Raw genomic sequence first — 22,978 nt, 5'->3', positions numbered from 1 at the left:
CAAGCAGATATATTGCGCAATTTTTATACAGCACTCATGACTGATTAAAGCGAAACAGCGGTAACAGGAAACGTTGCGACTGTTCAACGATGGCCTCCATTGTCTCTGGTGTTAATTGCCGCCAGAGCCGTTGATACCAGATATCATCACCTTCGCCACGCACCATCATGTTGCCTTCGTAAGCCTGAAGGAATTTCGTACGGGCTTTTTGCAACGTGGAATCGTCATCCAGCATGGCATCGTTTTGCGCGTCATAACAGGTTTTTAGCCACGCGCCGCCACTTTCAGGTAACACCAGCAATGGCGCGGACATCCCTTCACGATACCCCTCAATCAGTTGTGAGAGGTAATGTAAAGCCTGTTCGGCTGCAAGCGGCGGAAAACGCCACTCGCCGTCTTTGCGTAGAAAAAGGCGACTTTCACCATTACCACCGCTGGCACAGTAGACAAGGTGTTCCAGCCAAAGTTGCATTCCCTGCGCCACACTTAATAAAGAGGGACGCCAGCGCAACAGGCCATCCGACTGCACCTGCGGCAACCAGCCAGTTATCTGCACACCGTTGCAGGCGAGGTCAATTTCCATACTCTGCCCCGGCTGGCGACAGGCAATGACTCTGTCGGCAAGCTGCTGCATCTCCTGGCACTGAGTTTCCCAGAAAATTTCACCAAAAGCGCCATACGGTAAATCCCCTGCCGCCCGGAAGCGACGGAACAAGCGTTCGGCATCATCTTGCTCGACCAGTGCATTCAATAACTGCTGATTGATTTGATAACGGCTAAGCCCTTCCAGAATAAATGGCTCGGTGTCGGGGATTTCGCTGTCTTCGGTACGGAAGTTCACCTGCAAACGCATCTGGAAAAATGCCCGCACCGGATGTGCCCAGAATCGTTGTAGCGTTTCCAGCGGCACGGTTTCCGGTAAGGTAAACGGCAGCGGCTGAACAAATTCAGAATGTGCTTTACCAGCCTGGCTGGCCGCAGGTAGCCATTCACGAGCATAGCTTTGTCGTTCGCCTGGCTGGTAGTTTTGCGGATCAAACGGCATCCGGGTATGGAGGCAAGTAAGATGCGCTTTTACCCTTGCCTCGCTTTCATCACAGTTGAGCGCTTCATCGCCCGGTAGATAATGGCTTTGCCCGATGTAGTCGATCAGTTCCTGCACCAGTACCGACGGGAAACGTTCACTGTTATCCTGAATAGAACGCCCGATATAGCTGATATAGAGTTTTTGCTGCGCGGAAATTAACGCTTCCAGGAACAGATAGCGGTCGTCATCGCGACGGCTACGGTCGCCACGCTTCGGTTTCTGGCTCATCAGGTCAAAGCCCAATGGCGCAAGCTGACGTGGATAAACGCCGTCGTTCATTCCCAGCAGGCAAACCACTTTGAACGGGATGGAACGCATTGGCATCAGAGTACAAATGTTAACCGGTCCGGCGAGAAAACGCTGGCTGATACGTTCCTGATCCAGGCGCTGTGCCAGTTCATCACGCAATAGTGACAGCGGCACCGCGTCGCCATACTGCGCACCTAAACCTTCGGCGATAATCGCCTGCCATTGTTGTTCGATCAGCGTCATCGCCGCTTCGGTTTCCGCATCCGGCAGGAAGAAGGCGTTGAGCATATCGCGACAAACCGGCAACCACTCTTCCAGCGGACGCTCCTGCGCCAGCCCGCGACGCCAGATGTTTAGCTGCATTAGCAGTGAAGCCAGATGCCCCACCAGTTCTGCAATTAAGCCGCTCGATTCATCATAAGGTAGAACCGATTGCCACTCGCCCTGCGCGCTCTCCATCGCGTAGCCCAGCAACATACGCGTCAGGCCAAATCGCCAGGTGTGTTGACCGGTAGCGGGAAGTTCCAGCTCGCGAACGTTGTCGTCATCTATCCCCCAACGAATGCCGGATTCATTGACCCACTGACGTAAATAACGCAGCCCTTCTTCGGTGATGTCAAACCGCGCTGCCAGCACCGGCACATCCAGTAATGCCAGCACGTCTTCCGACACAAAGCGGCTGTCTGGCAACGATAACAGGCTGATAAACGCTTCAAGTACAGGATGCGACTGCCGCGCCCGACGGTCGGAAATGGCGTAAGGCAGGTAACGATCCGCAGGTGCGCTACCAAACACAGCCTGAATAAACGGACTGTAGCTGTCGATATCAGCCACCATCACGATGATGTCGCGCGGAGTAAGTGTCGGGTCTTCCTCCAGCATCGCCAGCAGGCGATCGTGTAAAACTTCAACTTCACGCTGCGGGCTATGGCAAACGTGGAAGGTGATACTGCTATCCAGTGGATCAAGCGGGCGTTTGTTATCGCTACGGGAAAACTCTTCGATGTTCACACCCGCAACGGCGCGGTTTTCCAGTTCCAGAATGTCAGACTGAATATTATGCAGCAGGTTATCTGGCGTCACATCGACAAAAGCGTCCAGCTCCTGGCTGCTATCCAGGTCAGAAAGAAGATAAATGTAGTCGCGCCCAAGCTTGCCCCATGAAGCCAGCAGCGGGTTGCCGACATCCTGTTCACCATCGCTGTTAAAGAGCTGCCCGGCATTTTCGCTGTCGCGAAATAGCGGTAATTCGCGATCTTCAAAACTGTGTCGGCGCTGGCGGGTCAGTAATTTCGCCAGATAAGCAGGATCTTTAATATCGCCCCAGTAATAACGACAAGGGTTGGTAAACAGAAGGTAGATTTCAATATGTTTACCCAGCGCCTGTAGCGCCTGGAGATAAACAGGCGGTAACGCGGAAATACCGCATATAAAGACGCGCGAAGGTAACCCCGGCGGGCAGGTCGTCGCGGACTCCAGCGTTTCGATAAAGCGCTGATAGAGATTGGCGCGGTGCCAGCGCGGTTGCCCAAGTTCGTCGGTATATTCCACCAACGCTTTCCACAACGGCGCTTGCCAGGCCTGTGCTTCTCCCAACCCTTCTACCAGATGTCCTGTTTCCCACTGTGCCAGCCAGTCCGGACGATAGACCAGATACTGGTCAAACAGGTCCGCCGCTTTTGAAGAAAGCTGGAACAGTTTTCGCTTGTCACTATCGTCAGTCAGATAATGCCGCAACAGGGTAAAGTCTTCGCGCTCCAACAGTTGCGGCAGCAGAGTCATCAGTTTCCAGCTCATGCTCTGTTTGTTAAAGGCGCTCTCTTTGGGGATCTCCGGTAACACCCGGACGAACATATCCCAGATAAAGCTCGCTGGCAGCGGAAAATCAATGTTTGCCGCAATACCAAACTTTTGCGACAGGGTCATTTGCAGCCACTGTGCCATACCGGTACTTTGCACCAGAATCATCTCTGGTTCGAAAGGATCGTCCAGCCGTTCGCGTTCGACAATAAACTCCATCAACGCTTCCAGCACGTCCAGACGATTGGAATGGTAGACCCTTAACATAGCGGCTCCTGACTACTGACGATTCGGGCAATGCAGGCGGGTCATCTCGCCTTCTCTGCCCCCGGGTGAAACTAGCGTAACGCTGATGCTGACACATCCCGCCTGCGATGTCTGCATTCGGTTGACCTGCCAGTTGGCAGGTGGCGAAATCGCACGCAGTTGCGTTTGCTGCCAGCCATGCCGCCAGAGCTGTTGGTACTGGTTTCTGCTGGCAAGACTGTTCATTAATGTTCGCTGGAAACCCGATAACGCAGTGACAATCATCACCATCAACACCATCGCCAACATTACCTCCGGCAGACTAAAGCCTTGTTGATTCTTCAGGGAAGCTGACATAACGCCCTCTCTTTCAGCGGACAAAAATCGCTCCAGCCGCGTGGCGAAAAAACAATGTTTCCATCGATGACTTCGCCTGTTCGCCACAACGAAACGCCTTCATAACCGGCAATCAATAAGGCCTCATTATCTGCCAATAAACGCAGACAAACCCGGGCACCGGTGGCAGCGTACAGTAAGCACTGAACTGCGGGCTGCGTCTGCCAGGAGTGCATTTTTCCCCACTCCAGCGCCGACTGAACGATGGCCTGGCGGCGCAATGACTGACTTTCCATGCTCACGCGAGAGGCAAAACTGCGATCCTGTTGGCTCATTCCTTGTAATAGCAAGCTACCCAAAACCAGCAGCATAAGGACCAGAGCCAGTGACGAAACACCCTTTTCTCGGTTCACAGGTTGGATCCTGTCACGCTATAGCTGGCATCCACCACGGTTTGCGGATCAGCCTTGCTGGCAGCGTGCATATTAACCGTCAACACCGGCGAGAAGCCGCTGACATCCTGACGGGTAACCTGAAAAGTGTCGATAATGATGGCATCCGGATTAGTCACTTTATCCCAGCCCTTACCTTCACAGGATGTCGCACCGCGTAGCGTTTCCAGCACATGCTCCTTCAGACGAAATCCAATCTGGTCGGACTCTTTTACCGGTTCGCGATCCCAGATACCGTTACTGTTCGCATCCCACTGCACAATGACACAGTCACCCTGTCCGACAATTTCCAGCCCTTCGCCGGTACAGCTGCCATGACAATAACCCGCCCTCTGGAGATGCTTCGCAACGGTAAATACCCGCAGCCAGATTTCATCTTCCAGCGCCAGCTTACGGGTGCTCGTTAAACTGTCACGCTGTAACGCAGGCAGAAAGCGTGCAGCCCCCAGCAACAATACGCTACTGATCGCCATAGCAATCAACACTTCCAGCAGAGAAAAACCTTGCTCTTTTACAGGCATCCTTCTGTTTCTCCTTGCTGACAAAGCCGGAGTCTTCCCCACGGCGAAACCACCAGCCACCACTCGCCCGTTGAGTTTTTGAAGCGAATATGCCCGGCCCATGCGGTATTGCGCAGGCCAAAGAAAGCAAGCGAAGGTGTCAGATCGCTCATTTCGACTTCGGGCCAGCGTGGCACAAAGACCAATGGTGAACTGCCATGACAGGTATTGGCCCCAGCAGCGGAACTCACAAGGCACCATAACGTCCCCTCCCTGATAACACTGATACTGTGGTCGCGGTTATGCCAGTTGGCATCTTCACGTAAATAGAGCAAATAGTCCCGCGCCTGGCTGGCGGTTTGCCAAAGCCGTTGCGACTGCTGCCAATATTGCCAGCCATAGAGCCCACTTGCGCTTAGCATGACCAGAATCAGCATCGCGACCAGCGTTTCAATCAGCGTATAACCACGTTGTGTTTTCATGCCGGCAGTATGGAGCGAGGAGAAAAAAAGACGAGGGCCAGTTTCTATTTCTTCGGCGCATCTTCCGGACTATTTACGCCGTTGCAGGACGTTGCAAAATTTCGGGAAGGCGTCTCGAAGAATTTAACGGAGGGTAAAAAAAACCGACGCACACTGGCGTCGGCTCTGGCAGGATGTTTCGTAATTAGATAGCCACCGGCGCTTTAATGCCCGGATGTGGATCGTAGCCTTCAATCTCAAAGTCTTCGAAACGGTAGTCGAAGATGGATTCGGGTTTACGTTTGATAATCAACTTCGGCAGCGGACGCGGTTCGCGGCTTAATTGCAGATGAGTTTGATCCATATGGTTGCTGTACAGGTGCGTGTCGCCACCGGTCCAGACAAAATCACCCACTTCCAGATCGCACTGCTGCGCCATCATATGCACCAGTAACGCGTAGCTGGCAATGTTGAACGGCAGGCCGAGGAAGACGTCACAGGAGCGCTGATAAAGCTGGCAAGAGAGTTTGCCGTCTGCCACATAGAACTGGAAGAATGCATGGCACGGTGCCAGCGCCATTTTATCCAGTTCGCCTACGTTCCACGCTGAAACAATAATGCGGCGCGAATCCGGGTCGTTTTTCAGCTGGTTCAGTACCGTAGTGATCTGGTCAATATGACGACCATCTGGCGTTGGCCAGGCGCGCCACTGTTTACCATACACTGGCCCGAGGTCGCCGTTTTCATCGGCCCATTCGTCCCAGATGGTGACATTGTTTTCGTGTAGATAAGCAATGTTAGTGTCGCCCTGCAGAAACCACAGCAGTTCATGGATGATGGAACGCAGGTGGCAACGTTTAGTTGTCACCAGCGGGAATCCATCCTGCAGGTTAAAACGCATCTGATGACCAAAAATGGAAAGCGTTCCGGTTCCGGTACGGTCGTTTTTCTGTGTGCCTTCGTCGAGCACTTTTTGCATCAGTTCTAAATACTGTTTCATGGTTCCTCAGGAAACGTGTTGCTGTGGGCTGCGACGATATGCCCAGACCATCATGATCACACCCGCGACAATCATCGGGATGGAAAGAATTTGCCCCATGCTAATGTACTGCACCCAGGCACCAGTAAACTGCGCGTCGGGCTGGCGGAAAAACTCAACAATGATGCGAAACGCGCCGTAACCAATCAGGAACAAACCTGAGACAGCTCCCATTGGGCGCGGTTTACGAATATACAGGTTGAGGATAATAAACAGCACCACACCTTCCAGCAGCAGCTCGTAAAGCTGTGATGGGTGGCGCGGCAGCACACCGTAAGTGTCGAAAATGGATTGCCACTGCGGGTTGGTTTGCAGCAGCAAAATATCTTCTGTACGGGAGCCAGGGAACAGCATGGCAAACGGGAAGTTTGGGTCAACGCGGCCCCACAATTCACCGTTAATAAAGTTGCCCAGACGCCCGGCACCAAGACCAAACGGAATGAGTGGGGCGATAAAATCAGAAACCTGGAAGAAGGAACGTTTAGTACGGCGGGCGAAGATAATCATCACCACGATAACGCCAATCAGGCCGCCGTGGAAAGACATGCCGCCGTCCCAGACACGGAACAGATACAGCGGATCGGCCATAAACTGCGGAAAATTGTAGAACAGAACATAACCAATACGTCCACCGAGGAAGACGCCGAGGAAGCCCGCATAGAGTAAGTTTTCAACTTCATTTTTGGTCCAGCCGCTGCCCGGACGATTCGCCCGACGTGTTGCCAGCCACATTGCAAAAATGAAACCCACCAGATACATCAGGCCGTACCAGTGAAGCGCCACGGGTCCTATTGAGAAAATGACCGGATCAAACTCCGGAAAATGCAGATAGCTACTGGTCATCTGTCACCACAAGTTCTTGTTATTTCGCTGAAAGAGAACAGCGATTGAAATGCGCGCCGCAGGTTTCAGGCGCTCCAAAGGTGCGAATAATAGCACAAGGGGACCAGGCTGGTTGCCGGATACCGTTAAAAGATATGTATATGATCCGCGCTATAACCCTCCGCGAATCAGCCCGCCCATGCCGCGACGCTCCATAAAGGCTGCAACCTGATGGCGAACTTCGGTCGCCAGTTGCGCTTCCAGACTACGCTGCGCAAGATTTTCTGCTTCAGCAAAATCAATGCGCCGCAGCAGGTATTTTACGCGCGCTACAGAACGTCCGTTCATAGACAGATGGCGATACCCAAGCCCAATGAGGATTGCCACGCACATGGGATCGCCCGCCATTTCACCGCACAAACGGAGATCGATTCCATGTATTTCCGCTTCCCGGGCGATCATCGCCAGAGCTCGTAACATTGCAGGATGAAGACTGTCATAAATGTTCGCCACCCGGGTATTGTTGCGATCAACGGCCAGGATGTATTGCGTCAGATCGTTGGTGCCAACAGAGATGAAATCGACCCGCTTTGCCAGATGCGGCAGCATAAATACCATTGACGGCACTTCCAGCATGATGCCGATACGTGGTTTGGGAATTTCGTAACCGATCATCTCCTCGACTTCACGTCCGGCACGTTCAATCAGGCGGCGTGCTTCGTCAACTTCATCGAGGCTTGTGACCATCGGCAACAGAATATTCAGGTTGCCCGTAGCGGCATTAGCACGCAGCATCGCCCGCACCTGGATCAAGAAGATCTCCGGCTGATCGAGCGTAATGCGAATCCCACGCCAACCCAGGCATGGATTCTCTTCGCTGATCGGCATGTAAGGCAGCTGCTTATCTGCTCCGACATCCAGCGTACGCAAGGTGACGGGTTTATCATTGAACATTTGCAGCATCCCCTGATACTGCGCCACCTGTTCTTCTTCCGACGGAAAACCACTTTGCAGCATGAATGGGATTTCAGTGCGATAAAGTCCTATGCCATCAATACGGCTGCCCAGTTTTTCTTCATGTTCCGGGCTTAAACCGGCATTGAGCATGACTTTAATGCGCTCGCCGCTTTTTAACTGGGCGGGTAAATTGACGTCATCTTCCGCCAGACGGCTAAGCTCAATCTCTTCACTAATTAGCCGCTGATATTCTTGCAGCAGTACCGGCTCCGGATCGACCAGCAATTCACCGCGATAACCATCGACGATCAACGTCCGACGATGCAGCACCGAAGGCTGAATATCCGCGCCCATTACGGTAGGGATCCCCAGCGCACGTACCATGATCGCAGCATGGGAGTTGGCTGCGCCATCGCGCACGACAACACCCACTAAGCGATCCTGGGGCAGCTCAGCAAGCGTTGTCGCTGACAGTTCATCTGCCACCAGAATGAAACGTTCCGGCCAGGCGTTCGGCCCTTGATTAGCGTCATCAAGATGAAACAGCAATCGCTGACCCAGCGCACGTAAATCGCCAGCCCGCTCTTTGAGATAGTTATCGCTTAGCGCGGCAAACTGTTCGGCAAATTTTTCAATGACGGTTTTTACCGCCCACTCTGCCACCGAGCCTTTATCAACCTCGGCAAACAATTCGCGACGCAGCCGGGTGTCCGAAAGCAGGTGCGAGTAAAGATCGAAAATAGCCGCCGTTTCTTTTTGTGCACCGGCGGCAAAGCGTTTGCTGTAGCGGCGAAACTCGTTTGCCGCTTCTTCCAGCGCCCCGGTCAGTCGTTCGCGTTCCAGAGCCGGATCCAGCGTTGATGCCTGATACACCTGTTCCATTAAAGGTAACGTGGCATCCTGCCAGCCTTCGGCAATCGCCACACCAGGCGCTGCCGGTAATGCACGGATTCGCGTCTGGCGATATTGCCCAAATAAGGCAGTCAACTGCGACTGAGAAAGAATCGCTGCCATCTGGGTGGCAAGCGTCACCAGGAAGGATTCTTCACTTTCGTCATACTGGCGCAACTCTCGTTGCTGTACCACCAGTACACCAAGCAACTGGCGACGTTGAATAATTGGTACGCCTAAAAACGCGCGGAAACGTTCTTCTTTTACGGAGGGGATGTATTTGAAGCTGGGGTGCTTTTGCGCATCTGCAAGGTTTATCGGTTCCGCCAGCCTGCCAACCAGGCCGACGATCCCTTCATCAAACGCGAGCGTTACAGTGCGACCGCGTGGTTTTTTCAGCCCCCGGGTCGCCATCAGGTAGTAACAACGTCGATCATGATCGGCAAGGTAAACCGAACAGACCTCGGTATCCATCGCAAGACAGATGTCGGTAACCAGAATATTTAACGCCTCATTCAGGCGTGGTGCGCTGGCTACCTTTTCGACTATTTCGCGCAGGCGAGTGAGCATAATTGGCGTGACTTAACCTCTTTTACGTCGATAAGCAGATGCGTTTTGTGGTTTTGGCGTATTTTCCTGCAGTGACATCACCACACTCGCGAACTCTTTCATTACCCTACGGTAGACATCACGTTTAAATGACACCACCTGTCTGACCGGATACCAGTAACTTACCCATCGCCAGCCGTCAAACTCTGGTGTACTGCTGGTTTGCATATTGATTTCTGCATCGCCGCTCACCAGCTGCAAGAGAAACCATTTTTGTTTTTGGCCGATACAAACCGGCTTCGTGTCCCAACGCACCAAACGTTTCGGTAATTTGTAGCGCAACCAGTTACGCGTTGAAGCAAGGATTCGAACGTCTTTACGGCTTAATCCTACTTCTTCAAACAATTCACGGTACATCGCCTGCTCTGCGGATTCTCCGGGGTTGATTCCGCCTTGCGGAAATTGCCAGGAGTGCTGACCAAATCGCCGGGCCCACATTACCTGCCCCTGGCGATTACAAATCACGATACCTACGTTTGGGCGGTAGCCATCGTCATCAATCACCGGACTACCTCAAAATAAAGCTTTATATACGAATGATTGTTTCATACTCCAGGAAGACGGTAAACCACTCTCTGCAGGGCATTACACACTAATAACAATTGAATAACTCACAGTTATGTGCAGAGTTATAAACAGAGGAAGGGGTGGATAGCCGTTTTTATTCACCTTTTCTGTGGATAGAGTTGTGAAGAACTACGGAATTACTACGGGAAAACCCGGAGCATTCTGAATAAGCCCGATATAGACATTTTAAAATATTCATTATCAGTCAATGCATTACATGTAATTTTAGTAATAAAAAAGAGTAATTCGTGACCCAGGTCACACCTCTCATTTACGGATTGGCGAAAGATCAACCAATGCCGTATTTATCCACAGAATGTGCCACTAAGTTAAGCACTGAACCACTAAAAACTGGAGTTTCGTCGCACGTCAAGGCTGTAAATGGAAACAGTAGTGGAGGTTTTTCACAGTTATCCCAGCTTTCTGTGGATAACATGGTGTAAGATCCTGTTTATTTTCAGTGACCAGATTTGGAAAACCCATTGCAGTGTTGCGCAACTCGATTACCGGCAACCTAAAAAGTAATATAAATCAGAGAATTGAACAACGCCTGTGGAAAAAGTTACACTGCGAATATTCGGCACATAATTGCTGTTTATTTTTTAACCAAGGTATCGTGACATGTCCCAACCTCGCCCACTGCTCTCTCCTCCCGAAACTGAAGAACAGTTGTTAGCGCAAGCACAGCAACTTTCTGGTTATACATTGGGAGAACTGGCGGCACTTGCCGGGCTGGTTACACCAGAGAATTTAAAACGCGATAAGGGCTGGATTGGCGTGTTACTGGAGATCTGGCTAGGTGCCAGCGCAGGGAGTAAACCTGAGCAAGATTTTGCTGCTCTGGGCGTGGAACTTAAAACTATCCCTGTGGATAGTCTTGGTCGTCCGCTGGAAACAACATTCGTTTGTGTTGCCCCGTTAACGGGTAATAGCGGGGTGACCTGGGAAACCAGCCACGTGCGCCACAAGCTCAAACGCGTACTGTGGATACCGGTTGAAGGCGAGCGCAGCATCCCGCTGGCAAAGCGTCGCGTTGGATCACCGTTGCTGTGGAGCCCGAATGAAGAGGAAGACCGGCAGCTACGCGAAGACTGGGAAGAATTAATGGATATGATTGTTCTCGGTCAGGTTGAGCGGATTACCGCTCGTCACGGGGAATATTTACAGATACGACCGAAAGCAGCGAATGCGAAAGCGCTTACCGAAGCCATTGGTGCCCGGGGCGAACGGATTCTGACGCTGCCGCGCGGCTTTTATTTGAAGAAGAATTTCACCAGTGCGCTACTGGCCCGTCATTTTCTGATCCAGTAGCCATCGCTTTGACCTGCCGCTTTCCGGGCATATAATTACCGCTTCATTTTTTTGGCAGGGCTTTTTAGATGTTATTTGCATGGATAACCGATCCTAACGCCTGGCTTGCGCTCGGTACGCTGACGCTGCTGGAGATCGTTCTTGGGATCGACAATATTATTTTCCTTTCTCTGGTGGTGGCAAAGCTCCCCACAGCACAACGTGCTCATGCGCGCCGTCTGGGGTTGGCGGGAGCCATGGTTATGCGTCTGGCGCTGCTGGCATCCATCGCCTGGGTTACGCGCCTGACAAATCCGCTTTTTACAATATTCAGCCAGGAAATTTCCGCCCGTGATTTGATTCTGCTTCTGGGTGGCTTGTTCCTTATCTGGAAAGCCAGCAAGGAAATCCACGAATCCATTGAAGGTGAAGAAGAAGGGCTGAAAACACGCGTTTCATCATTCCTCGGCGCTATCGTGCAGATTATGCTGCTGGATATTATCTTCAGCCTCGACTCGGTGATTACCGCTGTGGGTCTGTCAGATCACCTGTTTATTATGATGGCCGCCGTGGTGATTGCCGTAGGCGTGATGATGTTCGCCGCACGCTCGATTGGTGATTTTGTCGAACGCCATCCTTCGGTAAAAATGCTGGCGCTCTCTTTCCTGATTCTGGTGGGCTTTACCTTGATTCTGGAAAGTTTCGACATCCACGTACCGAAAGGTTACATCTACTTTGCGATGTTCTTCTCTATTGCGGTTGAAAGCCTCAACCTGATTCGCAACAAAAAGAATCCGCTCTGATACTCCGTACGCTCTCCTGCGGGAGGGCGTACTCACTCCTGTTACCCTCACAGTTTAAGATTTTCCTGCTTTCAAGATATATAACGTCGGTTTATAAACAGACTATTATCATAGGTGGGCCAAATGAGGATAACCGGATGAAAAAATGGGCAGTAATAATTTCTGCAGTCGGACTGGCGTTTGCTGTTTCCGGGTGTTCCAGTGATTACGTCATGGCGACCAAAGATGGCCGTATGATTTTGACCGATGGAAAACCTGAAATTGATGATGATACCGGGCTGGTGAGTTATCACGATCAGCAAGGTAACGCGATGCAAATTAACCGTGATGATGTTTCGCAAATTATTGAACGTTAACAAATAAGGTCAGCATCCGGCTGGCCTTAAGATTTTTCTCTTTCACTTTTCCCTTCCCTCTGCCATTTTTATATTCCTTATGTTGTGATTATAAAAAGGAAACGGCTATGCAATATCACCGTATACCCCACAGTTCGCTGGAAGTCAGCACGCTGGGGCTTGGCACGATGACGTTTGGTGAACAGAACAGCGAAGCCGACGCCCACGCACAACTCGACTATGCCGTCGCTCAGGGCATTAACCTTATCGACGTTGCCGAAATGTACCCAGTACCTCCGCGCCCCGAAACTCAAGGGCTAACCGAAACCTACGTCGGCAACTGGCTGGCGAAACATGGCAGCCGCGAAAAGTTAATTATCGCCTCCAAAGTGAGCGGACCGTCGCGCAATAATGACAAAGGCATCCGCCCGGATCAGGCGCTGGATCGGAAGAATATCCGCGAAGCGCTGCATGACAGCCTCAAGCGTCTGCAGACTGATTACCTCGATCTCTATCAGGTGCACTGGCCGCAGCGCCCAACCAACTGCTTCGGCAAACTCGGTTATAGCTGGACAGATTCTGCGCCTGCGGTTTCGCTGCTGGATACACTGGACGCACTGGCAGAGTACCAACGCGCGGGAAAAATTCGTTATATCGGCGTGTCGAACGAAACTGCATTTGGCGTAATGCGCTACCTGCATCTGGCGGACAAACACGATCTGCCGCGTATTGTCACCATTCAAAATCCCTACAGTCTGTTAAACCGCAGTTTTGAAGTAGGTCTGGCAGAAGTCAGTCAGTATGAAGGGGTCGAACTGCTGGCCTATTCGTGCCTGGGTTTCGGCACGCTGACCGGGAAATATCTCAATGGTGCAAAACCCGCTGGCGCACGTAATACGCTCTTTAGTCGGTTCACCCGCTATAGCGGTGAGCAAACGCAAAAAGCCGTCGCGGCGTATGTTGATATCGCCAGACGTCATGGCCTGGATCCTGCTCAGATGGCGCTCGCTTTTGTACGCCGTCAACCGTTTGTTGCCAGCACTCTGCTGGGCGCAACCACGATGGAGCAGCTGAAAACTAACGTCGAAAGTTTGCATCTGGAGTTAAGCGAAGACGTATTAGCTGAAATTGAAGCGGTGCATCAGGTTTATACGTATCCGGCACCGTGATCCTTTCGCCTGGTGTTTTGCGCCAGGCGTCTCTTTTCTCCACTTTTCAGAATGTATTCACTACTTTTCGCCGCATCTTTCCTGACAAAGCGCAATAGACTCTTTTGGTCAACGCCAGCGCGCGTTTCAATGTCTGTGCCCATTGTTAAGGATAACCATGTTGATTTTCAAACCTATTCCCCTCGCCATGTTGCTTACCGGGTGCCTGTCCTCCGCCTGGGGGGCGCAGTTAACTCAAGCGCTAACACTCAAAGACGTCACTGTTTATCTGCATGGTGCCAGCCTACAAGGTGAAGAGACACTCAACTTACCGGCAGGTGAAAGCGAAATTATTTTCACTAATATCGCCAATTCGGTAACCGACGACAGCATCGCCATTTCTATCGATAACGGAGTGACGGTGCTTTCCTCACGTATCGCGCTAATGGAAACACAGCCGAATGCGCTGCCGTCAGATACTCAGCAACAGTTAAAAGCAGTAAAGGTGGAACAGGCAAAACTGACCGCCGAGAAAAACAATATCGCGGCTCAAATTAAGGTATTAGAGGCAAATAGCACATTAACCAATAAAAGTGCCGCCGAAGTTGGCAAGTATCTGCAAATGGTGAAAGAGAAAAATGGTGAGTTATTACGGGCTGACAATGAGTTGACGCAGAAACTTGCTGATAACCAGCTTGGAATTGAAAAGTTGGAGCAACGCGAGAGTATGAATAACGGTGATTCAGAGGCATCCGATGATCCGCAGGTTATCATCGCTAAGGTATATGTCCCAAAAGCCGTCACTGCGAAAGCGGTGGTGCATTATATAACTCCTGATGCTACATGGACGCCGATCTATGATATTCACGCCACGGGCATAAACCAACCGCTGCGTCTGGTTTACAAGGCTAATATTCGCCAGTATACGGGGTTGCCATGGAAAAACGTTAATCTCGTGCTCTCGACCAGTGAACCTGATACTCATCTCACGCTGCCACACCTGGAACCTCTGTATGTGGATGTGACTGAGTATGGTGGTGTAAGCGGCTCGCTTTCAGCAACACCCGTGATGAAACAGCGTTCGGAATATTCGTCTGACCAGGATGCATCAGAATTGCAGAAATCCCTGGAGGCAGAGATGCAAAAATCAAGGGAGCGACCAGCCGGGCGCAAGTATGCCGCACAGGCAGCACCAGCTTCGGCGCGACCAGAAAGTTTCACCGCGCAAAATGTTCGCTATGCGCTTTCGCTGCCGTGGCAAATCGACAGCGACAACACCGCGCGCACGGTGGTCATTAAGGAGGAATCGGTCAGCGGTGAATATCGCTTCTTTGCTATTCCGAAGATCAGTAATGACGCTTATCTCCAGGTGCAAATTAAAGAGTGGGAACAGTTAAATTTAATCCCCGGCGAAAGTCAGATCTTCTTTGGTAACAATCGTACCGGCGTGGGCTATTTGCAGCCGCCGGAAGATGGCAAGTCGCTGGATATTCAGCTTAACCGCGATCCCAAGCTGATTATTCAACGTAAAGCCGTACTCAAAAAAGAGAATGCGTTATCTATCTTTAATGACAGCGCGGTGCGCAACTTCAGTTACACCCTTAATGTAAAGAACAGCTACGGCGACGCGGTGGATATCACTCTGCTCGACCAGATCCCAGTCAGTGCTAATAGTGATATTACGGTGGAAAAAATGCAGTATGGTCAGGCGCAGTTTGATGCGAAAACGGGTGAACTGTCCTGGACGCTGAAACTGTCAGGTAAAGAGAACGTGAGTCTGCCATTCTCATACAGCGTGAAGTATCCGAAAGGTATGCACCCTTCGGGAATGTGACGTTCACCAGATGGCGGAATATGCCATCTGGTGAAAGCTTAATGACGGCGCTGCCAGATCCACAGCGCCGTTATTGCCAGCGCAAACAGCGCACCGAAGCCAATGCCAATGGGCACGACCGGGATGCCTACCATTACCGCCAGCGAGTAAATGCCCAGCATCAACAACATGGCGCTGTTTTCGCCAAGGTTTTGTACTGCAATCGCATTCCCCGCCCCGACGCTTTTTTTACCCCGCTCCTGTAGCAACGCATTGAGCGGTACTACAAAAAAGCCCCCCAGCACGCCAATCAGCATCAACAAGGCATAGGCTGGCAACAGCTCGTGTTGCAGGGAGAAAATCAGTACCACCACGCCAATCAAAATCCCGGCTGGCATACAGCGTGACACGGTTTCCAGCGTAACCAGCTTCGCTGCCGCACCTGCGCCAACCACGATACCAATCGCTACCATCGCGTTGAGATAGGTCGGCGTAGCGTTATCGGTAATGCCCAGCGCCACCGGTACCCACAGCACCAACAGGAAACGCAGCGTGACACCTGCTCCCCAGAATAAACTGGTGCCCACCAGCGAAAAACGCGTTTCACCATTGCGCCATAGCGAGGTGCAGGCATTCAGGAAACTGCGGGTCATGTTGATGAGATTCCAGGACTGCCCCGGACGCGCCGCCGCCAGTTTGGGAATGTAGATATTGGCAACGACCGCACCACCGTAGGCCAGTGCGCATGCGGCCAGGGCGACCAGGACATGCCAGTCAGCCAGCACACCACCGGCTACGGAACCGAGCAAAATCGCCGCTATGGTAGACGCTTCCATTAAACCGTTAGCTTTTACTAACTTACTACCCGTGGTTAATTCGCCGAGAATACCGTATTTCGCCGGTGAATAGGCTGCAGCACCAACACCCACCAGCGTATAGCCGAGAAACGGATTGATACCAAAGCAGATACTGGCTGCGCCCAGCAGCTTCAGGCCGTTGGCAAACATCATCACCCGGCCTTTGGCGAAGCTATCCGCCACCTGCCCGACAAACGGCGCAAAAAGAATGTAAGCACCTACAAACACCATTTGCAGGATGGGCTGGCTCCACTCCGGATAGAACTGCGCTTTTAGTAACGCCAGAGTGGCAAACAGTAGGGCATTATCGCCAAACGCAGAGAGAAACTGCGCCACGATAACCGCTTTCATCCCCTTCGACCACAACGAAGTGTTAGTGTGCACTGACTCACTCATCGTGTTGTTCCGCTTCGTCTACCCAGCTTTTCAACGTGACAAAGTCAGGTTTGCCGCTGCCAAGTAATGGCATCTGTTTCAGATAGCGAATATCGCGCGGTACAGCAAGCTCCGGCACGCCGTGCTCGCGGGCATACTGTTGTAACTTATCGCGCGTCAGTTCGTTATCTGTGGTGAAAAGCACCAGCGCCTCGCCTTTGCTGGCATCGCTCTTAATCGCAGTGGCATGGACTTTATCTGGCGAAACACCAAGTGCCAGTTGTTCCACCATTTCCAGCGATACCATTTCGCCTGCAATTTTGGCAAAGCGTTTTGCGCGGCCCTGAATCTGCACAAAGCCCTGCTCGTCAAAACGCACGATATCGCCAGTGTCATACCAGCCGCGCTCCATTTCGCCGCGAACATTCTCGGCGGTGGGCACTTCCAGTACACCAGGCTTCTCCACCCGCAGATAGCCGTTCATTATGTTCGGCCCTTTCAGTTGCAGGCGTCCGCCCTCTTCGATACCAGGAACCGACAACAGGCGCGCATCCATTCCTGGTAGAATACGCCCTACCGTACCGGGTTTCGCCGCCATCGGTACGTTGATGGAAACGACAGGCGCGCACTCGGTCACACCGTAGCCTTCAAGGATGCGCAGGCCAAATTTATCCTGCCAAAGCTGTTTGGTACTTTCTTGTAGTTTTTCTGCGCCTGCCACCACATAGCGTAGACGATAGAAGTCATACGGGTTGGCGAAACGCGCGTAGTGACCGAGGAAAGTCGAGGTACCGAACAACACGGTGCAACTGCGGTCATACACCAACTCCGGCACAATACGGTAATGCAGCGGGCTTGGATAAAGGAACACTTCTGCACCTGTGAGCAGTGGCGTAAACAGGCCTACCGTAAGCCCAAAGGAGTGAAACAGCGGTAACGCCGACATAAAGCGATCGTTGGTGGTGAAGTCGGCAATCGTTTTAATCTGCTCGACGTTCGCCAGAATGCTTTTATGGCTATGGACGACGCCTTTCGGATGGCCTTCAGAACCGGAGGTAAAAAGGATCAGCGCCTCTTCTTCCGGCTGCTGTTTAACCTGTGCCAGACGCGGCATCAGCAAATGAGCGAAGATCCACACTTTGTCGGCAGTGGTGACATCTGCTTTTAAATCTTCCAGATAAACCCAGCGTACCTGAGTAAGCTGCTCCGGCAGATGCCAGAGTTTACCTTTATCGAGAAACTGGCGGGAAGTGAAGATGGTTTTGATTTCAGCCGCCGTAATAGCACTGGTCAGCCCTTTTACCCCGGCGGTGTAGTTCATCATTGCGGGAATGCGGCGACGGGCGATGGCCCCAAAAATCACTGCCGCACTGATGCCTGCATTGGGCAGCATTAAGCCGATGCGTTCGCCTTCAACACTGTATTTTTCAAGGATGCGTCCAACAAACAGCGTTTTCGTAAGCAATTTGCGATAGGAGTCTGGGGTAAAGTTGACGTCTTCGACACATTTCTTCCCGGCTCCGAAGCGGTACATTGCACTCAGTAAAGATTCGTACAGCGTTTCACGCGGGCGCACCGCCATACGCGCTTCCATCATTATTTGATGCAGCATTTCGCCAGCGATTTTGCGACGGTCACGGGCACGCGGCGCATCCGGCATCTCCACCTGCGTTGGTGGCAAAATATGCAGCGTAATTTGCGGGAACAAGCGACGTTTAACCAGACCTTTCAGGCGGCTGAAGTGCGTAAGTTCCGCCCCTTCAATACGCACAGGAATAACCGTTGCACCAGACTTCGCCGCGACAAAACCCGCGCCATCGTAGATTTTCATCAGCGAGCCTGTGGTGGTGATGCGTCCTTCAGGGAAAATCACCACTGGTCGGCCCTGTTCCACCAGACGTACCAGATGTTTAATCGCCATAGGCTGCGTCGGGTCGAGAGGAACAAAGTCGATAAATGATTTCAGCCAACGCATATACCACTGTTGGCTTATTGAGGTGTAAACGGCAAATACCGGACGCACGGGTAAAAACAATGCCAGCAGTATGCCATCAATAAAAGAGACGTGATTAGGCGTGATTAGAACGCGCTCGCCCTTCAGTGCCTGGTTGTCACCCGTAACGCGAACGCGATACAAAACACGGCACACATTTCGAAAAAAGCTAAAAAGCATTCCAACTCCCTTTGCTCTGATTCAGTAAAAGCGAATGGAGGGAGATTACACGAGATAAAGAACGCGAGCGACAGTAAATTAGGTGCGAAAAAAAACCTGCGCATCCGCGCAGGTTGGTGCAAGAGACAGGGTACGAAGAGCGTACCGAATAATCTCACCAATCAATACCTCTGGGATCTTGATTGTGGTCTGCACAACGACTCTTCGCCAGCGAGAAAACGCAAAGGAATGAAGGGAAATGCAACGAGGTGTGTAAATTGTCGGTTACTGTTACAGATTGATGACCGGCAAAAAAAAACCTGCGCATCTGCGCAGGCTGGTGTAATTCATGTGCTCAACCCGAAGTTGACTTCACCTATCAATACCTCTGGGATCACCACTTTAGCAACCTGAAGCCAAACGCCACCAGCGGTCAATCGCAACAGCGTTTCGCAAAGTGTAACCAAAGGTTTGCAATCTCTTTTTTTGTCTTACTTATTTGCGTTTGGCTCACATTCCCACGATGAAAACACGCCCCCCCTTGAACCAACGGGCGTTTTCCGTAACACTGAAAGAATGTAAGCGTTTACCCACTAAGGTATTTTCATGGCGACCATAAAGGATGTAGCCCGACTGGCAGGCGTTTCAGTCGCCACCGTTTCCCGCGTCATTAATAATTCACCCAAAGCCAGCGAAGCTTCCCGGCTTGCTGTGCATAGTGCAATGGAGTCTCTTAGCTATCACCCGAACGCCAACGCCCGTGCGCTGGCGCAGCAGACCACTGAAACGGTCGGTCTGGTCGTTGGTGATGTTTCCGATCCGTTTTTCGGTGCAATGGTGAAAGCGGTCGAACAGGTGGCTTATCACACTGGTAATTTTTTATTGATTGGCAACGGTTACCACAACGAACAAAAAGAGCGTCAGGCCATTGAGCAACTGATCCGCCATCGCTGTGCTGCGCTGGTTGTCCATGCCAAAATGATCCCGGATGCCGATTTAGCCTCATTAATGAAACAAATGCCCGGTATGGTGCTGATCAACCGTATCCTGCCTGGCTTTGAAAACCGTTGTATTGCTCTGGACGATCGTTACGGTGCCTGGCTGGCAACGCGTCATTTAATTCAGCAAGGTCATACCCGCATTGGTTATCTGTGCTCTAACCACTCTATTTCTGACGCCGAAGATCGTCTGCAAGGGTATTACGATGCCCTTGCTGAAAGTGGTATTCCGACCAATGATCGGCTGGTGACATTTGGCGAACCAGACGAAAGCGGCGGTGAACAGGCAATGACCGAGCTTTTGGGACGAGGAAGAAATTTCACTGCGGTAGCCTGTTATAACGATTCAATGGCGGCGGGCGCGATGGGCGTTCTCAATGATAATGGTATTGATGTACCGGGTGAGATTTCGTTAATTGGCTTTGATGATGTGCTGGTGTCACGCTATGTGCGTCCGCGTCTGACCACCGTGCGTTACCCAATCGTGACGATGGCGACGCAGGCTGCCGAACTGGCTTTGGCGCTGGCGGATAATCGCCCTCTCCCGGAAATCACTAATGTCTTTAGTCCGACGCTGGTACGTCGCCATTCAGTGTCAACTCCGTCGCTGGAGGCAAGTCATCATGCAACCAGCGACTAACCGCAGTTAAAGCAATTCCAGCGCCAGTAATTCTTCAATGGTCTGGCGACGGCGAATCAACCGCGCCTGACCATTATCAAACAGAACTTCTGGTAACAGCGGACGACTGTTGTAGTTGGATGACATTGATGCGCCATATGCCCCCGTATCATGCAGTACCAGATAATCACCCGCCTTCACTTCCGGTAAGACGCGGGTTTCAACATTTCCCCCTTCTTGCTGGGTAAAGACATCGCCCGATTCACATAACGGCCCGGCGACGACGGTTTCCACCGTTGGCGCGTATTCCAGAGAACGACCATCAGCTGTCAGGGCACTGATATGGTGGTAACTACCGTACATTGCCGGGCGCATCAGATCGTTGAACCCGGCATCAACCAGCACAAAGTGGCGGCTACCCATTTGTTTGACGCTCCGCACTTGAGTAATTAATACGCCAGCCTGCGCTACCAGAAAGCGACCCGGTTCAATTTCCAGTTTCACAGGATGGCCCAAATGGCGGGCGATTTGCTCACGCGCGGCATTCCACAGACCATAATAATGTTCGGTATCAACCGCCTCTTCACCCTGTTGATAAGGAATAGAAAGCCCACCGCCCGCAGAAATAGCCTGTAAATCCTGACCGAATTCGAGGACCTGACGCACCATAGCACCACATACCTGTTCCAGATGGGCATAATCAACGCCAGAACCAATGTGCATGTGAATGCCGACCAGCTGTAGATGATGACGTTGTATCACGTCCAGTGCGGCGGGCAGATCGGTGTACCAGATACCGTGCTTGCTGTTTTCGCCACCGGTATTGGTTTTTTGGCTATGCCCGTGACCAAACCCCGGATTAACACGCAGCCATACCCGATGCCCTGGCGAAACCTGACCCAGTTGGTCGAGCATATCAACAGAACCCGCATTCACCGGAATTTGCAATTCACTGACGCGTTCAAGCGTCGCCTGATCGATAACATCTGCCGTAAAAACAATATCATCGGGGTGCGTTTGCGGATTGTAACCCGCCGCCAGTGCACGCTCTATTTCGCCTAACGAGACGGAATCCACTTTCACGCCCTGCTCACGCATTAAGCGCAAAATATGAATATTGGAACAGGCTTTCTGTGCAAAGCGCACCACATCAAACTGTTTCAGCGCTGCAATCTGCCGACGAATAATTTGCGCATCGTAGACCCACACCGGGCAGCCAAATTCTGCGGGCAAACGCAGCAGATTTTCGGCGGTGAGATCGGTATCAGTGCTGAACAGTGAATGTGGCATAACAAACTCCAGATAAGTGCTTTTTTATGATTACGCCACATCATAAAAAGAATAAAAAATATCGATTTATGTCGAGTCTATGCAAAAATGATATGGATTACCGGATTGCGAGAGAGCGCTAATGGCCGCCGTTAACTTACGTCATATTGAAATTTTTCATGCGGTAATGACCGCCGGAAGCCTGACTGAGGCGGCACACCTGCTACACACCTCACAGCCAACCGTCAGCCGCGAACTGGCGCGCTTTGAGAAGGTTATCGGGCTGAAATTGTTTGAGCGCATACGTGGACGATTACATCCTACCGTGCAAGGACTGCGTCTGTTTGAAGAAGTGCAACGATCCTGGTACGGACTGGATCGCATTGTCAGTGCCGCAGAAAGTCTGCGCGAGTTTCGCCAGGGAGAACTGTCTATTGCCTGCCTGCCGGTCTTTTCGCAATCTTTTTTACCGCAGCTCCTGCAACCCTTTCTGGCACGTTATCCCGATGTCAGCTTAAACATCGTGCCCCAGGAATCACCGCTACTTGAAGAGTGGCTCTCGGCCCAGCGTCATGATTTAGGACTCACTGAGACACTCCATACGCCTGCGGGAACAGAACGTACCGAATTACTCTCTTTAGATGAAGTGTGTGTGTTACCTCCGGGCCATCCGCTGGCGGTAAAAAAGGTATTAACGCCGGATGATTTTCACGGTGAAAACTACATCAGCCTTTCCCGTACTGACAGCTATCGCCAGTTCCTGGATCAATTGTTTACTGAGAATCAGGTTAAACGACGCATGATCGTAGAAACCCACAGCGCCGCGTCAGTCTGCGCAATGGTACGGGCGGGGGTAGGCGTTTCGGTAGTTAACCCACTCACCGCACTGGATTATGCGGCAAGCGGTTTAGTGGTGCGGCGGTTCAGCATTGCGGTTCCGTTCACTGTCAGCCTGATCCGCCCCCTGCACCGCCCGTCATCAGCGCTGGTGCAGGCGTTTAGTGAGCATTTACAAGCGGGATTACCGAAACTGGTCACTTCTCTTGACGCTATTTTGTCGTCAGCTACGACAGCATAAAAGCGACAGCATCCTCGGCATGGATCGCCGCGGTATCAAACACAGGCAGAACACTGCGCTCTTCTGGCACCAGTAAACCAATTTCTGTGCAGCCAAAAATGACGCCCTGTGCGCTAATGCCAGTCAGTTAAGCAACTGACTGGCTCTTTTTCGGGGCTGTGGGGTATTTCCAGGGCCTCTCCTTTACCACTCTCGGGAAGGCCCTTTCCCTTCTTGTCGGTAATT

General features: G+C 51.8%; 21 protein-coding genes and 1 pseudogene. 7 read left to right on the top strand and 15 right to left on the bottom strand.

Translation table 11 applies throughout. The annotated features are described in order from the left end of the window. Positions 1 to 34: 34 nt before the first annotated feature. From recC to ygdT, 10 genes are all read right to left on the bottom strand, one after another. The gene (gene recC, locus ACJHYW_RS12005) at positions 35 to 3,403 is read right to left on the bottom strand and encodes an exodeoxyribonuclease V subunit gamma (RefSeq protein ID WP_061092714.1); all 3,369 of its coding nucleotides are present in this window, start codon (positions 3,401 to 3,403) and stop codon (positions 35 to 37) included. A 12-nt stretch (positions 3,404 to 3,415) separates the two neighbouring features. Continuing rightward, complete coding sequence (locus ACJHYW_RS12000) at positions 3,416 to 3,739, bottom strand: prepilin-type N-terminal cleavage/methylation domain-containing protein (RefSeq protein WP_001276460.1); 324 nt, start codon at positions 3,737 to 3,739, stop codon at positions 3,416 to 3,418. Further along, positions 3,724 to 4,131 carry a DUF2509 family protein gene (locus ACJHYW_RS11995; RefSeq protein WP_001078399.1) on the bottom strand — a complete coding sequence of 136 codons (408 nt, stop codon included), beginning with the start codon at positions 4,129 to 4,131 and terminating at the stop codon, positions 3,724 to 3,726. The genes ACJHYW_RS12000 and ACJHYW_RS11995 overlap by 16 nt, the downstream gene beginning before the upstream one ends. Then, positions 4,128 to 4,691, bottom strand: coding sequence for a prepilin peptidase-dependent protein (locus ACJHYW_RS11990; RefSeq protein WP_001144296.1), 564 nt, complete (start codon positions 4,689 to 4,691; stop codon positions 4,128 to 4,130). Before ACJHYW_RS11990 ends, ACJHYW_RS11995 begins: the two co-directional genes overlap by 4 nt. After that, the gene (locus tag ACJHYW_RS11985) at positions 4,682 to 5,152 is read right to left on the bottom strand and encodes a prepilin peptidase-dependent protein (RefSeq protein ID WP_000857051.1); all 471 of its coding nucleotides are present in this window, start codon (positions 5,150 to 5,152) and stop codon (positions 4,682 to 4,684) included. Before ACJHYW_RS11985 ends, ACJHYW_RS11990 begins: the two co-directional genes overlap by 10 nt. A 184-nt stretch (positions 5,153 to 5,336) precedes the next feature. Continuing rightward, a complete protein-coding gene (thyA, locus tag ACJHYW_RS11980) occupies positions 5,337 to 6,131 on the bottom strand; it encodes a thymidylate synthase (protein WP_000816232.1) in 795 nt (264 codons plus the stop codon). A 6-nt stretch (positions 6,132 to 6,137) separates the two neighbouring features. Next, positions 6,138 to 7,013, bottom strand: coding sequence for a prolipoprotein diacylglyceryl transferase (gene lgt / locus ACJHYW_RS11975; RefSeq protein WP_000204658.1), 876 nt, complete (start codon positions 7,011 to 7,013; stop codon positions 6,138 to 6,140). A gap of 150 nt (positions 7,014 to 7,163) precedes the next feature. Further along, positions 7,164 to 9,410, bottom strand: a complete 2,247-nt coding sequence (gene ptsP, locus ACJHYW_RS11970) for a phosphoenolpyruvate--protein phosphotransferase (RefSeq protein ID WP_000957911.1) — start codon at positions 9,408 to 9,410, stop codon at positions 7,164 to 7,166. Between the two features lie 12 nt (positions 9,411 to 9,422). Continuing rightward, entirely contained in the window at positions 9,423 to 9,953 is a 531-nt protein-coding gene (rppH, locus tag ACJHYW_RS11965) for an RNA pyrophosphohydrolase (RefSeq protein WP_000564489.1), read from the bottom strand. Positions 9,954 to 10,305: 352 nt separating this feature from the next. Beyond that, on the bottom strand, positions 10,306 to 10,452 hold the full coding sequence (gene ygdT / locus ACJHYW_RS11960; RefSeq protein ID WP_000953278.1) for a protein YgdT: 147 nt from the start codon (positions 10,450 to 10,452) through the stop codon (positions 10,306 to 10,308). 185 nt (positions 10,453 to 10,637) lie between these two features. Between ygdT and mutH the strand changes: the two genes are divergently transcribed. The 5 genes from mutH to ACJHYW_RS11935 all read left to right on the top strand — a co-directional run bounded on the left by mutH (position 10,638) and on the right by ACJHYW_RS11935 (position 15,426). After that, entirely contained in the window at positions 10,638 to 11,327 is a 690-nt protein-coding gene (gene mutH, locus ACJHYW_RS11955) for a DNA mismatch repair endonuclease MutH (RefSeq protein ID WP_000082184.1), read from the top strand. Positions 11,328 to 11,395: 68 nt separating this feature from the next. Further along, the gene (locus tag ACJHYW_RS11950; RefSeq protein ID WP_000895624.1) at positions 11,396 to 12,109 is read left to right on the top strand and encodes a TerC family protein; all 714 of its coding nucleotides are present in this window, start codon (positions 11,396 to 11,398) and stop codon (positions 12,107 to 12,109) included. A 137-nt stretch (positions 12,110 to 12,246) separates the two neighbouring features. Beyond that, a complete protein-coding gene (ygdR, locus tag ACJHYW_RS11945; RefSeq protein WP_000758655.1) occupies positions 12,247 to 12,465 on the top strand; it encodes a lipoprotein YgdR in 219 nt (72 codons plus the stop codon). A gap of 107 nt (positions 12,466 to 12,572) precedes the next feature. Next, positions 12,573 to 13,613, top strand: a complete 1,041-nt coding sequence (locus ACJHYW_RS11940) for an NADP(H)-dependent aldo-keto reductase (protein WP_001199299.1) — start codon at positions 12,573 to 12,575, stop codon at positions 13,611 to 13,613. A gap of 157 nt (positions 13,614 to 13,770) precedes the next feature. Next, on the top strand, positions 13,771 to 15,426 hold the full coding sequence (locus ACJHYW_RS11935; RefSeq protein ID WP_023141693.1) for a DUF4139 domain-containing protein: 1,656 nt from the start codon (positions 13,771 to 13,773) through the stop codon (positions 15,424 to 15,426). Between the two features lie 38 nt (positions 15,427 to 15,464). Here ACJHYW_RS11935 and lplT read toward each other — a convergent pair whose 3' ends face one another. Both lplT and aas read right to left on the bottom strand, forming a co-directional pair. Beyond that, positions 15,465 to 16,658 carry a lysophospholipid transporter LplT gene (gene lplT / locus ACJHYW_RS11930; RefSeq protein WP_000004610.1) on the bottom strand — a complete coding sequence of 398 codons (1,194 nt, stop codon included), beginning with the start codon at positions 16,656 to 16,658 and terminating at the stop codon, positions 15,465 to 15,467. Then, a complete protein-coding gene (gene aas / locus ACJHYW_RS11925) occupies positions 16,651 to 18,810 on the bottom strand; it encodes a bifunctional acyl-ACP--phospholipid O-acyltransferase/long-chain-fatty-acid--ACP ligase (protein ID WP_023141692.1) in 2,160 nt (719 codons plus the stop codon). Before aas ends, lplT begins: the two co-directional genes overlap by 8 nt. A 585-nt stretch (positions 18,811 to 19,395) precedes the next feature. Here aas and galR point away from each other — a divergent pair. Further along, positions 19,396 to 20,427, top strand: coding sequence for an HTH-type transcriptional regulator GalR (galR, locus tag ACJHYW_RS11920; RefSeq protein WP_001571839.1), 1,032 nt, complete (start codon positions 19,396 to 19,398; stop codon positions 20,425 to 20,427). Positions 20,428 to 20,433: 6 nt separating this feature from the next. Here the strand turns inward: galR and lysA are convergent, their stop codons facing one another. Further along, positions 20,434 to 21,696 carry a diaminopimelate decarboxylase gene (gene lysA / locus ACJHYW_RS11915; protein ID WP_023141691.1) on the bottom strand — a complete coding sequence of 421 codons (1,263 nt, stop codon included), beginning with the start codon at positions 21,694 to 21,696 and terminating at the stop codon, positions 20,434 to 20,436. 121 nt (positions 21,697 to 21,817) lie between these two features. Between lysA and lysR the strand changes: the two genes are divergently transcribed. Further along, positions 21,818 to 22,753 (top strand): DNA-binding transcriptional regulator LysR, encoded by a 936-nt coding sequence (lysR, locus tag ACJHYW_RS11910; protein ID WP_023141690.1) that lies wholly within the window; start codon positions 21,818 to 21,820, stop codon positions 22,751 to 22,753. Here the strand turns inward: lysR and ACJHYW_RS11905 are convergent. Together ACJHYW_RS11905 and ACJHYW_RS11900 are read right to left on the bottom strand one after the other, a co-directional pair. Next, positions 22,740 to 22,865: pseudogene (locus tag ACJHYW_RS11905) on the bottom strand (aspartate/glutamate racemase); the annotation flags it as partial. The gene lysR and the pseudogene ACJHYW_RS11905 sit on opposite strands and share 14 nt — an antisense overlap. Before the next feature lie 15 nt (positions 22,866 to 22,880). After that, the coding region (locus ACJHYW_RS11900) for a hypothetical protein (protein ID WP_223963258.1) at positions 22,881 to 22,978 on the bottom strand (98 nt) is incomplete at its 5' end.

It is taken from the genome of Escherichia sp. WS3063, assembly GCF_046486595.1.
GTDB lineage: Bacteria > Pseudomonadota > Gammaproteobacteria > Enterobacterales > Enterobacteriaceae > Escherichia > Escherichia coli.
This window is presented reverse-complemented; position numbering and strand designations above follow the sequence as displayed.